Source organism: Rhizobium leguminosarum (assembly GCF_002953715.1).
Lineage (GTDB): Bacteria > Pseudomonadota > Alphaproteobacteria > Rhizobiales > Rhizobiaceae > Rhizobium > Rhizobium leguminosarum_V.
On record NZ_CP025012.1, the window covers coordinates 2,578,746 to 2,592,465 of the forward strand.

Genomic DNA, 13,720 nt, shown 5'->3' on the forward strand with positions numbered 1-13,720 from the left:
CAAAAATGCGGAAGGCGGATGGGCGTGGCTGTTGGCGCTGCGGTCATGCTGCTTTCCTTCCTTCAGCCTGCGGGGGCGGAGGAATTCGTCAATACCGGCTATTTCGGAGATATCGCGATCAAGGGTTATGATCCGGTTGCCTATTTCACTGAAAACCAAGCCGTCGAAGGATCCGAGACATATTCCTACCACTGGCTTGGCGCGACCTGGTATTTCGCCAGCGCTAGAAATCGCGATCTCTTCAAGGGCGATCCGTCCAGATATGCGCCGCAATATGGCGGCTATTGCGCCGACGGCGTGTCTTTCGGGACAGTGACCACCAATATCGATCCGAAAGCCTGGCGGATCATCGATGGCAAACTGTATCTGAGCTATGATCCCGGGGCGGCGGAAGGCATGGAGAAGAACCCGACCAAGGTGACCGACTCGAAGAAACATTGGTCCGAAGTTCAGCAGACGCTGATTTCGGAGAAGATGCACACCGTCTGGCAGCAACCGGCAACGAAATGAAGCCGCAACGCCTGGCTCCTTCAGGGTGCGGGTGAAAAGAACGTCAGGGCGCGCGGCGTCACATGTATGTACTGCCTGTCGCCCTGCTCGCCTTTGGTATTGCGGTAAACATATCCGCACACCATCCGGTCGAGGAAATAGCCGTCGAATTTTTCACAGATTCTGTCGCCCCGCACCTCGACAATGCCGGTGATGTTGGTATTGGCGCTGCGATAGGCGGTGTTTCCGGCCTTGTCGAAATACTGGATGAAATCCGTGCCGTTCTTGTGCTTGCCGGTCCAGCTCTTGCCGTCGACGAGATTGCGCAGGTCTGCCTCGACGAGCCGGTCGGCTTGATTGCCTGTAAAGCCGAAGGGCCATTCGGGAATGCCGGCCTTGCGCAGTCCGGCCAGATGGCGCTTCAGATCGCCGTCCCGCCAATAATCGTAGAGATAACCGTAATAGGTCAGATTGCTTTCCGGGAAGAGCTCCAGCAGCTTTGCCGTCTCCGCTGCAGCCTTGGTTTCATTGCCCTGGTCGGCATAGGCCGCCGCCAGATATTCGCGCGCCGGCTCGACCTTCGGCAGGCTGTCGAGCGTCGGCTCTATCAGCGAGATCGCGCGCCGATCGTCACCCGCGGTATAAAAGACGATCCCTGCCAGCAGTTGAAAGCTCGACGCGGGCGAAGGATCGAGCCGCAAAGCTTTTTCGATCTCAGTGATCGCCTGCCCGCTGCTTCCGGTGTGGACCAGGATGAGAGCGAGGTTGGCGGCGGCCTCCGCATCGTTCGGCTCCATCGCAACCGCCATGTTGGCGGAGTTCCTGGCCTCCGTCTCCCGCCCGTCCACCCATTGCAGCAGGGCAAGCACGGTGTGCGCCCTGGCATTGTTGGGATCCAGCTTGAGGGCCTGCCCGGCGGCGTCATAGGCGATCTTGCGGGCGACGGCGGCCGACCAAAGGTAGTTATAGTCGTTGCGCCAGACATCGACGGCGACGCGGGCAATTCCCGCATGGGCATTGGCAAAGCCCGGATCGAGGTCGATCGCCTTCTGGTAGAAGGACAGGGTCCGGCGATAGGTGTCGACATCCCTGAAGATGAAGCCTTCCTGCTCGGCCCGCATGTAATAATCATAGGCTTCGAGATTTTCGGTCGGGATCCGGGCCAGTTGATCGCGCTCGCGCGCGCTGAGCTTGACCGACAGGGCCGAGATGATCTTGCCGATCACATCGTCCTGAACGGCGAAGAGGTCGGCATATTGGCGATCGTAGCGCTCGGCCCAGAGCGATAGGCCGGTGACCGCGTCGATCAGTTTGACATTGATCCGCAGCCGTGGCCCGGCCCGCTGCAATGTCCCTTCGAGCACGTATTGAACACCGAGTTCGGCGGCCACATCCTGAATTTTGCCGACGGAGTCCTGGATGGCGAAGACCGAATGGCGGGCGATGACGAAGAGACCCGATACTTTGGACAATTCGGTGATCAGGTCGTCCGTCAACCCCTCTGCCAGATGATCATGCTCGGTGTCGCCGCTGACATTGATGAAGGGCAGAACCGCCACCGAGGGCCTGTCCGGCAGCGGATAGGCGAAACGTTCGCCAGGCCCCGGCGGTTTTGCCGCCATCCACGGCTGCCACCAGAGTGCTGCGCCCGCAAAAGCAAGGACGACGGCCGCTGCTATGCCGGCAACGAGGCGGCGTCTCGGCGGGCGCCTCCGGCTTGGGAGGGTTTTGCCGGCGGCGGTCGGGTCAAGCAGGACGCGATAGACCCGGACCGGTTCGGTGATGCTCTTCAGCCGCTGCTCGCCGAGCGAAGCGAAACCGACTGGGATTTTCGATTTCACCTGATCATATGTCGTGCCTGATATCGCGATGCCGCCTGGCTCGGCCAACGCCTGTATTCGATCGGCGATATTGACGCCGTCACCCTGGATGTCCTCGCCCTCGACAATGATATCACCGAGATTGATGCCGATCCGGAATTGGAGCCAATGCTCCGGCAGCGCCGCGGCACTCTGCGTGGCTTTCAGTTGCTGAACCTCCACCGCGCAGCGCAAGGCATCGACGACACTCTGAAATTCGACCAGCAGACCATCGCCCATGGTTTTGACCAGCCGGCCGTGATGACGCTCGATCGCCGGCTCGAAGATATCGTTCTGGTCCGCCTGAAAACGCGCACGGGTGCCCTCTTCGTCGATCTGGCTCAATCGACTGTAACCGACGACATCAGCGATCAGGATTGCTGCAAGACGGCGCTCCATCCCCGGTCTTTCCTGGAGAGCGAATGTATTGTTAACAATATCCTACAGGAGGTTCCATCGCGATGCTATCGCCGGGCCGTACGATATTCAATTTGGCGGTGATGTCTCTGATCAGGATGGCGCCGGACGAAATACTTCAAGCCATCGTTGTCTTCGATGATTGGGAGAGTTGCCAAAAGCAGGAGAGTGTCGGAAGCTTGTTTTTTGGCTATCAGGCGATGGATTTGGAGATATGACGACAGCCTCATCAAGCGAGCCATCCAGGCACGGCAGCGCCAGGATCTGCCGCGGCTGTTGGGACCAGATGCATATGCCGATTCCGATCGGCGGCCCGCTCGCCTTGCCCTTCCGCGCCTTCGGCATCACCCGCAGCAAGATGAACCCCGATATCTGCACGATCTGCGAGCGCTCCTTCCAATATGTCAAGAAGCAGCGCCAGATCACTGTCGACGCCACCATCCTGTTTGCCGATATCAGGGGTTTCACGGATCTGTCGGAGCGCATCGAGGCTGTGCAACTGAGCGAGATTGTCAGCCTGTTTCAGGATCGCTGCGCGCAGGCGATCTGGGCGCATGATGGCATCGTCAACAAGCAGATGGGCGACGGCCTGATGGCGATTTTCAATTTTCCGATCGTCAGAAAGGATCACGCTGGCGCCGCGATCCTGGCCGCGCAGGAGATCCAGCGAAACTGTGCCGCCGCGCTGAGCGGTCTGGTGCTCGAGGCATTGCCCGGCCGCACCCTCGGCGTCGGCGTCGGCATCCATTCCGGCGAGGTCCAGATCGGCGAATTCTCAAGCTTTCGCAGCGATTTCACCGCGATCGGCGGCGTCGTCAATCAGGCCGCAAGGCTGGAATCCCAGGCCGCAGCCGGCGAGATCCTGATCTCGGCCGAAACGGCCGCAAAGGCGCCCGATCTCACGGCAGGCGCCGAAACGCGCATGCTTGTGCTCAAGGGCATCGAGCAGCCGGTGCAGGCACGAGTGCTGGCCAAGCCCTGAGCTGCCAACCGCGCCGCTCACCTCTGCCAAGCTTCTATACTGCCTTCAACGTGGCAGCCGCCATTGCAGAGCGCCGGTTGCGGATCATTCGAGGGCCTCCGTCTTATGGGGATGGCGTTGATCAAGGTGATGTGTTTTCGCGTGGCGGCGACGATGGCGATCGCCATATAGACTGCCCTGACACATGCGCCTATATCGGTGCTGCGAGAGCATCGCGTCACCGAGAGTGATCGAGAGGTATCGGGAAGCCCATGCCATCCACCTTCGTCGCTAAGGGTGCCGAGGCCTATGAAGCCAGCATGGGGCGCTGGAGCCGGTGGCTGGCCGCGCCCTTCCTCGATTTCGCCGGCGTGCCATCCGGCGGCCGCGTCCTCGACGCGGGCTGCGGCACCGGCAGCCTGACGCTCGCTCTCTCCGCTCACCCTGAACTGGAAGCCGTCGAAGCCCTTGATTTCGAGGAGAACTTCGTGGCGGCTCTGCGCTCTCGCACGGATGATGCGAGGATAAGGGCGCAACAAGGCGATGTCTGCGCCCTGCCCTTCGAAAGCCAGACCTTCGACGCTGCCTATTCCCTGCTCGTACTGCACTTCGTGTCCGATGCACACAAGGCAGCGCGGGAAATGCGCCGCGTCCTGCGATCGGGTGCTGTCGCCGCGGCCGCAGTCTGGTCCTACGACGGCATGCCGAGCTGGCGCCTGTTCTGGGATACGATCCTCATACTTGAGCCGGAAGCCGCCGGCAATGGCGCGCCCTCCGGCAGGCGGCCGCTGACGGCCGAGGGCGAATTACGCGAACTCTTCGAGACTGCCGGCTTCAAGGATATTGCCGAAACCACGCTCGCGATTAGCATGGACTATGCCAATTTCGAAGATTTCTGGCTTCCAAAGCTCTACGGGCAAGGAACCTTCGCAGCCTTTTTTGACGGGTTGCCCGCGGCGAGGCGGGAGCGGCTTCGGGATGCGATGAGAGCAGCCTATCTCACGGGCGAGCGTGAGGATGGTCCTCGTGGGTTTGAGAGCGTGGCCTTTGCGGTGCGGGGCACTGCCTAGCGTCGTTGCACCGATGGCGGCTGCAGCTGGTACTTCCAAAGCCAAACAGTGCCTGGCCGTAAACCAATGCCCTGTCCCACGTTACGCCTTCCTTGTTGAAAGCAGACATAGGGCAGTGAGATTCAGCATTGCCGGATGGAACCATTGGATGGCCCGTCCAAGGCTCCTGTTTCTCTCGTCAGTACTTCATGTTCCGCAATTCCGGAAAATCATAGTAACGCAGCCGCTTATCGTGGCAGCGATAGTCGTTCTTTTTCAGGTACAATATCATGTTGTGTTGCAAGCCCAGGCCGATATAGGACCAGTTTGGGTAGGCACGTTCCGTCGTGCGCGTGCAATAAGCATATATCTGCTTTTCCGGATTAAGCAGAACCACGCTGGAAATCTCGGCCTTTACGAAATTCCCCGATTTAATGGTTCCCCGCAGGGCGTCGACGTACTCGCGTCGAACTGCGCTGGAAGGCGGCTGCTGGGAATCTACAACTGACTGCGGCGCCGGAGTCTGGCAGCCGGCCAGTGCCAGCAGAACAGCGCAAGCAAGGAATTTGATTTTCATTCAGTCGGATCTCCCTCTATTAAAGTTGATGGACCGGGTTTCCCGAAGGCGATGGCTGCAAGCAGCAACGCCGCATCCCATGCCCTGAGCCTCCGCCCCAGGGGCTGCGCACCTCAGCACGAGGAAGGTTGGAGGATGCCGCGCCCCAACGACACTAAATGCCTGTCGCGCGCCGCTCAACAAAGCCTTGAACAACGACGCGGCCGGAGCCCTCGCCCCTGCGTCAGGTCTTCATGCCGGTCAGCTCAGGAAACGGGTAGTAGCGCAGCCGCTTGTCGCGGCAGCGATCGTCATTCACCGTCGCGCCTAATATTTTGCCATCCGTGAAGGAGACGCCGAGATAGGCCCAGTCTCCCCAGCCGCGCTTGGGCACTAAACGCACGCAGTAAGCATAGATATTTTTCTCAGGTTCAAGCACCACCACGCTGGAAATGCGGGCCCATACGACTTCTCCTGCTTCGTGCCGGTAGCTTCTCTTGAACACGATGTTGATGAAGTTCTGCCGGACGTCATTCGAGGGAGGACGCTGGGAATCTGCAACGGATTGCGACACGGGGGCGTTGCAGCCGGCCAGCATCAGCAGAGCGGCACAAGCAAGGACTTTAATTCTCATTCAGTTGAATCCCCAAAGAATCGGAACGCGGCGACGCTGCGTATTTCTTACAAACACAGCGGGAATAATATTTGCAATACATGAAAGGAATATTGTTGGCGCTGCGGAATACCGGGCCGCGTGAAGTCTGGATGTAGCCGGCGTCGCTCCTTCTATGCTGGAGGATTCACAACCGCGGCTTCTGCCCCGTCTTCATCATCATTGATCGACACGCCGGCTTCCAGCGCGGCCAGGATGAAAGCCTGCCGCACCGTCTCGGCCGGCATCCGCCCGGCAAGCCAGGCGCGGCAGAAATCGATCGCCCTTTGCTGGTGGACGCCGCCATTGACCGGCCAGTCGGAGACGAGTGCATACAGCGCATCCTGCGGTGAGCGAAGAACCAGCCGTTCGCCGGAATCAAGGTCGATCGAGATGGGGTTTTCCCAGAAGGCAGAATGATCGCTAATTGCAGTTGCACCTGAAGCTGAAGTGACAGGAAACTAACTGCGGAAGGCCGATTCTGGTTCCGATACGAGGGGCAGACGATTGCCGCGCGGCATTGCACGAATGCCGCCGGGCCGATCTCGATGGTTGCGGCCCCGGCCGTCAGCTGGGCAGCTTGCAGCCCTTGCTCATTCCAGCGGACTGCATGGCCGATACTTTGCCTTTGGACGCGGCAATTTCCCCTTCCTTGTCTCCCCCCGCGACGCTGCCGATGGGGACGCCGACGAGGAAGACACCGAAAGCATCGCCGTTCGCTGCGCTGATCTGCTGCTTGGACAGGTCGTCGAGCTTGGCCTTCTCTTTCTTGAGTTCCACGGCAAGCGCCTCGCAACTGAGGTTCGTATAGGCCGCCATCGGAATATCGACCTGGACGATGGCGTCAGGACGTTTGGCGCAGCCGGCCACTGCCGCGGCCGCCGCGAATGCAATGATTATCTTGTTCATGAATGGTCCCCAATTCCCGCAGCAGCTGTAACATCGGCGCGCGCAATGCGGGAGGCAGCAGAGCCTTCAACCACAGACTTTTATTTATCGACACTTTCCATTTCGGCTTGGCATTGCTGGCGATGCCCCCATTGATATCCGGAGTTTGCATGATAGCCGGCACGCCTACCGCCCCGTTAGTTTCCGCGCTTGATCTCCGCGCACGGCCTCTACCTAAAAGACCGACTGCTATGCAAAGGAGGCTCCGGTGTCGGTACCCATTGAGGACTACGCGCTCATCGGCGATTGCGAAACCGCCGCACTCGTCTCGAAGAACGGCTCGATCGACTGGCTCTGTTTTCCGCGCTTCGATTCCCCCGCCTGTTTTGCCGCCCTGCTCGGCGCCGAGGATAACGGCTTCTGGTCGCTGTCACCGTCAGGTGAAAACGTCCGCGTCACGCGCCGCTACCGCAACGACACGCTCATTCTCGAAACCGAGTTTCAGACCGAGACCGGCACCGCCGTTCTCATCGACTTCATGCCGCTTCGCGATGGCACGAGCGATCTGATGCGCATCGTCGAGGGCAAGAGCGGCACTGTCGCCTTCGATATGGAGCTCAACCTGCGCTTTGATTACGGCCGAACCGTTCCCTGGGTCACGCATGGCGAGGATGGCGGCATCACCGCAATTGCCGGCCCGGACAGGTTAACCCTGAATTGCGCCGTCCCGCTCGAAGGCCGCGGCCTGAGCACGGTCGGCTCCTTCCAGGTTGCCGCTGGCGAGAGCCAGATCTTCACCCTGACCTGGTCCCCCTCGCATATGCCGCAGCCGGCTCAGCGGCAGGTGGAATATGCGCTGCCGGACACGGAGGAATTCTGGCAATCCTTTGCCGCGAAATGCCCGAAAGTGGGCCGGTGGACGGAACAGGTCAAACGCTCGCTCATCACGCTCAAGGCACTGACCTACATGCCGACGGGCGGCATCGTCGCCGCGGCGACAACCTCCCTGCCGGAAAAGATCGGCGGGCCGCGCAACTGGGACTACCGCTATTGCTGGCTGCGCGACGCGACGCTGACCCTGCTCGCCCTGATGAAACTCGGCTATTACGAGGAAGCCAGTGCCTGGCGCAACTGGCTGCTGCGCGCGGTCGCCGGCGCCCCGGCGCAGATGCAGATCATGTATGGCGTCGCCGGCGAGCGCAATCTGCTGGAATGGCAGGTTCCCTGGCTGAGTGGCTACGAGGGCTCGACACCCGTACGCATCGGCAATGCCGCTGCCGAACAGGTGCAGCTCGATGTCTATGGCGAGGTGGCCGACGCCCTGCTGCAGGCCCGCAAGGGCGGGCTTCCGCCGCATCACCGCGGACGCGAACTGGCGGCGGCCATTTTGCCCTTTCTCGAAAAAATCTGGATGGAGCCCGATGAAGGCATCTGGGAGGTGCGCGGCCAGCGCCAGCATTTCACCTATTCGAAGGTCATGGCCTGGGTGGCCTTCGACCGCGCCGTCCAGATTGCCGAGGCGGACGGCGAGCCCGAGGCCGCCGCACGTTGGCGCACGCTCGCAAATCACATCCATGCCGAGGTTTGCGAGAAAGCTTTCGATCCCGAACTCGGCTGTTTCGTGCAGGCCTACGGCTCCAAGGCGCTTGATGCCAGCCTGCTGCATCTCGGTATGGTCGGCTTCATCCCGCCTGATGATCCGCGCTATGTCGCGACAGTCGAGGCGATCGAGCGCAGGCTGCTGCGTGATGGCCTGCTGCTGCGCTACGAGACGCAGGAGGTGGACGACGGCCTGCCGCCAGGCGAAGGCGCGTTCCTCGCCTGCAGCTTCTGGCTCGTCGACGCCCTCGGCATGATCGGCCGCCGCGACGATGCGCTGCGCCTGTTCGAGCGGCTGCTTTGTATCTGCAACGATGTCGGGCTTCTGGCGGAAGAATATGATCCCGCCGCCCGCCGCATGCTCGGCAACTTCCCGCAGGCCTTCAGCCATGTCGGGTTGATCAACAGTGCGTTGAACCTCGCGCGGCTCGGGGGGCCGGCGGACCAGCGTTCGGCTTGATGATATGCTCGGCTTGGTTATTGGGAGACGACCGGCGGGAGAACACCCGCCGCTGCCCAAGGCGAGGTTAGCGCCCTTAAGAGACACCACCCAGAGTTCAGCTCGGAACCGACTTGCGAAACTGGATGTAGCCCGAGCGCTCGGCGACTTTTTCATAAAGCGCGATCGCCGTGGCGTTATCCTCCTGCGTTTGCCAATACACGCGCGACGATCCAGCCGCAGCCGCTTGTTCACACACATGGGCGATCAGCGCCCGGCCATAACCTTTCCCGCGAACCGTCGGCGCGACAAATAAATCCTGTAGATAACAGGAATTGCTGAGAGTCCAGGTCGAGGGATGGAAGATATAATGCACGAAGCCCACCGCTTCGCCGCCAGCCAGGGCTAGCGCACAGTGCATCGGTTCCCCTTCTTTCAACAGACGAGTCCAGGTGCGATCATGGACCCCGGCATCGAGTGTACTGCCATCGAAATTCAGATATTCCGTCCACAACGCTCGCCATTGCGCTTGGTCGTCCTCTTGCAACATGCGGATCATTGCGCTCCTCGCTCCCCTCATCATGCACTGATACGTTGCAGCGAGGCATGGCGCAAGCACACTCTTGGCAGCCCGATCATCGACGGGAGAAGAGGGAGCAAGCCGCGATCTCAGTTATCCCACAGGATAGCGTTTCTCCGGCTTTTCCCGTTTTGGCGATCGTCCTAATTGTTAGCGTTGCGGCGGTATTCCCAATCTGTTTAACAATTTCTGTGTTGAACATTCGAGACAGGGACCAGCCTTCATGACCTATGGTCAGCGTTTAATTTGCAGCGTAGCTTTTGCCTTGACGGCGCTCTCAAGCGGCGCAGCTTGCGCGCAAACGCCGGACGATTTGCACGATTTCAAATTGGGTAGCTCGTTTGCCGATGCCCAGCGGAATGCGAACGAAAAAGGTTGGAAATTGAAGGAGCTTTCTTCCTTCCATCCCGATCTTTCTTCTTTCCTTCCAGGTCAATGGGTTGTGGAAGGGTCGAATCTCGGTCTTTTCGTATGCGACGACAAAATCGCCTCCATCCAACAGCACCGCGATGGCGGAGTTGATGACTTCGCATTGATCGTGCTAGGCTTTCGAACAAAATATGGCGAGCCGGCAACGACCATTGTGACATTCCCGTTTGGGGCGACGTGGATATCGAATATCGATGCCAGATTCGTTTCACCCTCGGGGGAAAGCGTCAACGTCCAGCTCAGCAGTACTGCCGGAAAGCTCGGCATTCATCTCAACTTCTTCAATGCGAATATGAGTTGCTCGACGGAAACCAAGCCTTGAGGGTGCACGACCGCTATTGGCGCAAAGGTGCACTGCCGGTAGGCAGGGGAGCAAGGCGCTGCCACATACCTCTTCTCCCCAGCGGGGAGAAGTGCCGGAGCGATAGCGAGGCGATGAGGGGGTGAGCGGCAGGGCCGCGAATGTCCTGAGCGCAAGCGAAGGGCAATAATGAGTGGCGTGCCGTGCGGTCCCCTCATCCGACCCTTCGGACCACCTTCTCCCCGCTGGGGAGAAGAGGGAGCAAGCCGCCACCTCCGTTATCCCATAGATAGCGTTTCTCACAGCTTCCTAGTTTGGCGCGCTGCCCGCCCGTGCCCAAAACTATTCACGCTTTCGAACGCACAATTCGTTTCCCTTTTGTACTCTTTCCCTCTTCACTTTCGCGCTGACTCTCTCCATATTCGCCGCATGGCCAGATCTCCGAAGAAATCCCCCGCCCCGAATGGCTTCGAGGAAGCCCCTCAATCGTCTTTTGAGGGAGCCCCTCTCTCAGGCTCGGTTGCCGATTGGGTGAAGCAACTGGAGGCCGATGCCGAAGCCTCGGGCGTCGAGACCCAGCGCCAGATCGCCTCCAAGGCCGGCAAACATCGCAAGAAGGTGGAAATCGCCGCCAGGACGAAAACCAGCGACGGCGGCGTCAGCGCCTCGAAATCGGCGCGCGGCACCTCCATGGGCGGCTCCACCGACCCGAAGACGCGCGCCGCCGCCGGCCTCAATCCCGTTTCCGGCATGGATACGACGCTGGAGGAGGCCTCGTCGCTGCAGGCCGGCACCGCCGTTACCGCCACGGTCGAGGCGCTGTCGGCGCTGATCGAGAGCGGCAATCCGCTGCACAAGAACGGCAAGATCTGGACGCCGCACCGCCCTGCCCGGCCCGACAAATCCGAGGGCGGCATCGCCATCCGCATGCAGTCGGATTACGAGCCGGCCGGCGACCAGCCCACAGCCATCCGCGACCTCGTCGAGGGGCTGGAGAATGGCGACCGCAGCCAGGTGCTGCTCGGCGTCACCGGCTCCGGCAAGACCTTCACCATGGCCAAGGTGATCGAGGCGACGCAGCGCCCCGCCGTCATCCTGGCGCCGAACAAGACGCTGGCCGCCCAGCTCTATTCCGAGTTCAAGAATTTCTTCCCCGACAATGCGGTGGAATATTTCGTTTCCTACTACGATTATTACCAGCCGGAAGCCTATGTGCCGCGCTCCGACACCTATATCGAGAAGGAATCCTCGATCAACGAGCAGATCGACCGCATGCGCCACTCGGCGACGCGCTCGCTGCTCGAGCGCGACGATTGCATCATCGTCGCTTCGGTCTCCTGCATCTATGGTATCGGCTCGGTCGAGACCTATACGGCGATGACCTTCCAGATGTCGGTCGGCGACCGGCTGGACCAGCGCCAGTTGCTGGCCGACCTCGTCGCCCAGCAATATAAGCGCCGCGACATGGATTTCACGCGCGGCTCCTTCCGGGTGCGCGGCGACACGATCGAACTCTTCCCCGCCCACTTGGAAGATGCCGCCTGGCGCATCTCGATGTTCGGCGACGAGATCGACGCCATCACCGAATTCGATCCGCTCACCGGCCAGAAGGTCGGCGACCTGAAATCGGTGAAGATCTACGCCAATTCGCACTATGTCACCCCGCGCCCGACACTGAACGGCGCCATCAAATCGATCAAGGAGGAGCTGCGTCTTCGCCTCGCCGAGCTTGAGAAGGCCGGCCGCCTGCTGGAGGCGCAGCGCCTGGAGCAGCGCACCCGCTACGATATCGAAATGCTCGAAGCCACAGGCTCCTGCCAGGGCATCGAGAACTATTCGCGTTACCTCACCGGCCGCGACCCCGGCGATCCGCCGCCGACCCTGTTCGAATACATCCCCGACAACGCCCTCGTCTTCATCGACGAAAGCCATGTCACCGTGCCACAGATCGGCGGCATGTACCGGGGCGACTTCAGGCGCAAGGCGACGCTGGCCGAATACGGCTTCCGCCTGCCCTCCTGCATGGACAACCGGCCGCTGCGCTTCGAGGAATGGGACGCCATGCGCCCCGACACCATCGCCGTCTCGGCCACCCCGGGCGGCTGGGAGATGGAGCAGTCGGGCGGCGTCTTCGCTGAACAGGTGATCCGCCCGACCGGCCTGATCGACCCGCCGGTCGAGGTCCGCTCGGCCCGCAGCCAGGTCGACGACGTGCTCGGCGAGATCCGCGAGACCGCGGCCAAGGGCTACCGCACCCTCTGCACCGTGCTGACCAAGCGCATGGCCGAGGACCTGACCGAATATCTGCATGAGCAGGGCGTGCGCGTGCGCTACATGCACTCCGACATCGACACGCTGGAGCGTATCGAGATCCTCCGCGATCTCCGCCTCGGCGCCTTCGACGTGCTGGTCGGCATCAACCTCTTGCGCGAGGGCCTCGACATTCCCGAATGCGGCTTCGTCGCCATTCTCGACGCCGACAAGGAAGGCTTCCTGCGCTCGGAGACCTCGCTGATCCAGACCATCGGCCGCGCCGCGCGCAACGTCGACGGCAAGGTCATCCTCTATGCCGACCAGGTCACCGGCTCGATGAAGCGGGCGATGGAGGAAACCAGCCGCCGCCGCGAAAAGCAGATGATCTATAACCAGGAACACGGCATCACCCCGGAATCGGTCAAGGCCAGGATCAACGACATCCTCGACAGCGTCTACGAACGCGACCATGTCCGCGCCGATATCTCGGGCGCCTGGGGCAAGGGCTTCGCCGATGGCGGCAACCTCGTCGGCAACAACCTGCAGACCCATCTCAACGCGCTCGAAAAGAGCATGCGCGACGCCGCCGCCGACCTCGACTTCGAAAAAGCCGCCCGCCTCCGCGACGAAATCAAACGCCTCAAGGCTGCAGAACTGGCGGTTATGGACGATCCCATGGCGCGCGAGGAGTCGAAGGCGATGGAAGGCGTAAGACGGAACGCCAAAGCGACCAGCGAGTCCCTTCTCCCGGCGGGGGTCCGAAGGACGGATCGAGACCAGCGGCTCGATCCCGGTCAGGTGCCCGGCAGGGCGGATGAGGGGGCCGCTCCCTCCTACTTCTCCAGACCCAGCCTCGACGACATGGGCCCAGGCACCGACGCCACCACCCCCCTCTTCCGTAAACCCGCCCTCGACGACATGGGTCGCGACATCGCCGAACCCGCCAAGAAGACCCTCTTCCGCAAAAACGACCTCGACGAAATGACCGTCGGCCGAACGGAAAAGCCAGTCATCGGACAGGTGCCGGAAAAGCCCGAAGCCGCCAAGGGCACGAAGCGGTTTTCACCGCTGCTTGAAGGACAGCCGGACCGCGATGACGTGCGGCCGGTCGTGCGCGGGAAGACGGGTGTCGGGAGCTATGAGGATCCGGGCGAGCAGAAGCGCAAGAGCCGGACGAAGGGGAAGACTGGGCGGCCGGGGCGATAACGACAAACGGGCCAACCAGGCGGCCGGGTTTCAGATAGATTG

The 13,720-nt window shown here is 61.1% G+C and carries 12 protein-coding genes; 6 read left to right on the forward strand and 6 right to left on the reverse strand.

Annotation, left to right across the window (positions count from 1 at the left end):
* The first annotated feature begins 18 nt into the window (after positions 1-18).
* On the forward strand, positions 19-510 hold the full coding sequence (locus CUJ84_RS13055; RefSeq protein WP_105006516.1) for a YHS domain-containing (seleno)protein: 492 nt from the start codon (positions 19-21) through the stop codon (positions 508-510).
* Between the two features lie 20 nt (positions 511-530).
* On the opposite strand, the gene CUJ84_RS13060 is transcribed toward CUJ84_RS13055, so the two are convergent.
* The gene (locus CUJ84_RS13060; protein ID WP_105006517.1) at positions 531-2,747 is read right to left on the reverse strand and encodes an adenylate/guanylate cyclase domain-containing protein; all 2,217 of its coding nucleotides are present in this window, start codon (positions 2,745-2,747) and stop codon (positions 531-533) included.
* A 232-nt stretch (positions 2,748-2,979) separates the two neighbouring features.
* On the opposite strand from CUJ84_RS13060, the gene CUJ84_RS13065 reads away from it, so the two are divergent.
* Positions 2,980-3,747 (forward strand): adenylate/guanylate cyclase domain-containing protein, encoded by a 768-nt coding sequence (locus CUJ84_RS13065; protein WP_105006518.1) that lies wholly within the window; start codon positions 2,980-2,982, stop codon positions 3,745-3,747.
* A 251-nt stretch (positions 3,748-3,998) separates the two neighbouring features.
* Complete coding sequence (locus CUJ84_RS13070) at positions 3,999-4,796, forward strand: class I SAM-dependent methyltransferase (RefSeq protein WP_105006519.1); 798 nt, start codon at positions 3,999-4,001, stop codon at positions 4,794-4,796.
* A 178-nt stretch (positions 4,797-4,974) separates the two neighbouring features.
* On the opposite strand, the gene CUJ84_RS13075 is transcribed toward CUJ84_RS13070, so the two are convergent.
* The 4 genes from CUJ84_RS13075 to CUJ84_RS13090 all read right to left on the reverse strand — a co-directional run bounded on the left by CUJ84_RS13075 (position 4,975) and on the right by CUJ84_RS13090 (position 6,892).
* Positions 4,975-5,352, reverse strand: a complete 378-nt coding sequence (locus CUJ84_RS13075; protein WP_105006520.1) for a hypothetical protein — start codon at positions 5,350-5,352, stop codon at positions 4,975-4,977.
* 223 nt (positions 5,353-5,575) lie between these two features.
* Positions 5,576-5,965 carry a hypothetical protein gene (locus CUJ84_RS13080; protein ID WP_105006521.1) on the reverse strand — a complete coding sequence of 130 codons (390 nt, stop codon included), beginning with the start codon at positions 5,963-5,965 and terminating at the stop codon, positions 5,576-5,578.
* Positions 5,966-6,117: 152 nt separating this feature from the next.
* Positions 6,118-6,411, reverse strand: a complete 294-nt coding sequence (locus tag CUJ84_RS13085) for a DUF982 domain-containing protein (protein ID WP_226532166.1) — start codon at positions 6,409-6,411, stop codon at positions 6,118-6,120.
* A gap of 139 nt (positions 6,412-6,550) precedes the next feature.
* A complete protein-coding gene (locus CUJ84_RS13090; RefSeq protein WP_105006522.1) occupies positions 6,551-6,892 on the reverse strand; it encodes a hypothetical protein in 342 nt (113 codons plus the stop codon).
* Positions 6,893-7,139: 247 nt separating this feature from the next.
* Here CUJ84_RS13090 and CUJ84_RS13095 point away from each other — a divergent pair, with 247 nt between their 5' ends.
* The gene (locus CUJ84_RS13095; protein ID WP_105006523.1) at positions 7,140-8,930 is read left to right on the forward strand and encodes a glycoside hydrolase family 15 protein; all 1,791 of its coding nucleotides are present in this window, start codon (positions 7,140-7,142) and stop codon (positions 8,928-8,930) included.
* 97 nt (positions 8,931-9,027) lie between these two features.
* Here CUJ84_RS13095 and CUJ84_RS13100 read toward each other — a convergent pair whose 3' ends face one another.
* The gene (locus tag CUJ84_RS13100; RefSeq protein ID WP_105006524.1) at positions 9,028-9,468 is read right to left on the reverse strand and encodes a GNAT family N-acetyltransferase; all 441 of its coding nucleotides are present in this window, start codon (positions 9,466-9,468) and stop codon (positions 9,028-9,030) included.
* 244 nt (positions 9,469-9,712) lie between these two features.
* On the opposite strand from CUJ84_RS13100, the gene CUJ84_RS13105 reads away from it, so the two are divergent.
* Positions 9,713-10,240, forward strand: coding sequence for a hypothetical protein (locus CUJ84_RS13105; protein WP_029870592.1), 528 nt, complete (start codon positions 9,713-9,715; stop codon positions 10,238-10,240).
* 408 nt (positions 10,241-10,648) lie between these two features.
* Positions 10,649-13,678 carry an excinuclease ABC subunit UvrB gene (uvrB, locus tag CUJ84_RS13110; RefSeq protein WP_105006525.1) on the forward strand — a complete coding sequence of 1,010 codons (3,030 nt, stop codon included), beginning with the start codon at positions 10,649-10,651 and terminating at the stop codon, positions 13,676-13,678.
* The last annotated feature ends 42 nt before the right edge of the window (positions 13,679-13,720 follow it).

Excerpts from the sequence above, each read along its gene's own strand:
- CUJ84_RS13055 (WP_105006516.1), top strand. The coding sequence starts at position 19 with ATGGGCGTGGCTGTTGGCGCTGCGGTCATGCTGCTTTCCTTCCTTCAG.
- CUJ84_RS13060 (WP_105006517.1), bottom strand. The coding sequence starts at position 2,747 with ATGGAGCGCCGTCTTGCAGCAATCCTGATCGCTGATGTCGTCGGTTAC.
- CUJ84_RS13065 (WP_105006518.1), top strand. The coding sequence starts at position 2,980 with ATGACGACAGCCTCATCAAGCGAGCCATCCAGGCACGGCAGCGCCAGG.
- CUJ84_RS13070 (WP_105006519.1), top strand. The coding sequence starts at position 3,999 with ATGCCATCCACCTTCGTCGCTAAGGGTGCCGAGGCCTATGAAGCCAGC.
- CUJ84_RS13075 (WP_105006520.1), bottom strand. The coding sequence starts at position 5,352 with ATGAAAATCAAATTCCTTGCTTGCGCTGTTCTGCTGGCACTGGCCGGC.
- CUJ84_RS13080 (WP_105006521.1), bottom strand. The coding sequence starts at position 5,965 with ATGAGAATTAAAGTCCTTGCTTGTGCCGCTCTGCTGATGCTGGCCGGC.
- CUJ84_RS13090 (WP_105006522.1), bottom strand. The coding sequence starts at position 6,892 with ATGAACAAGATAATCATTGCATTCGCGGCGGCCGCGGCAGTGGCCGGC.
- CUJ84_RS13100 (WP_105006524.1), bottom strand. The coding sequence starts at position 9,468 with ATGATCCGCATGTTGCAAGAGGACGACCAAGCGCAATGGCGAGCGTTG.
- CUJ84_RS13105 (WP_029870592.1), top strand. The coding sequence starts at position 9,713 with ATGACCTATGGTCAGCGTTTAATTTGCAGCGTAGCTTTTGCCTTGACG.
- uvrB (WP_105006525.1), top strand. The coding sequence starts at position 10,649 with ATGGCCAGATCTCCGAAGAAATCCCCCGCCCCGAATGGCTTCGAGGAA.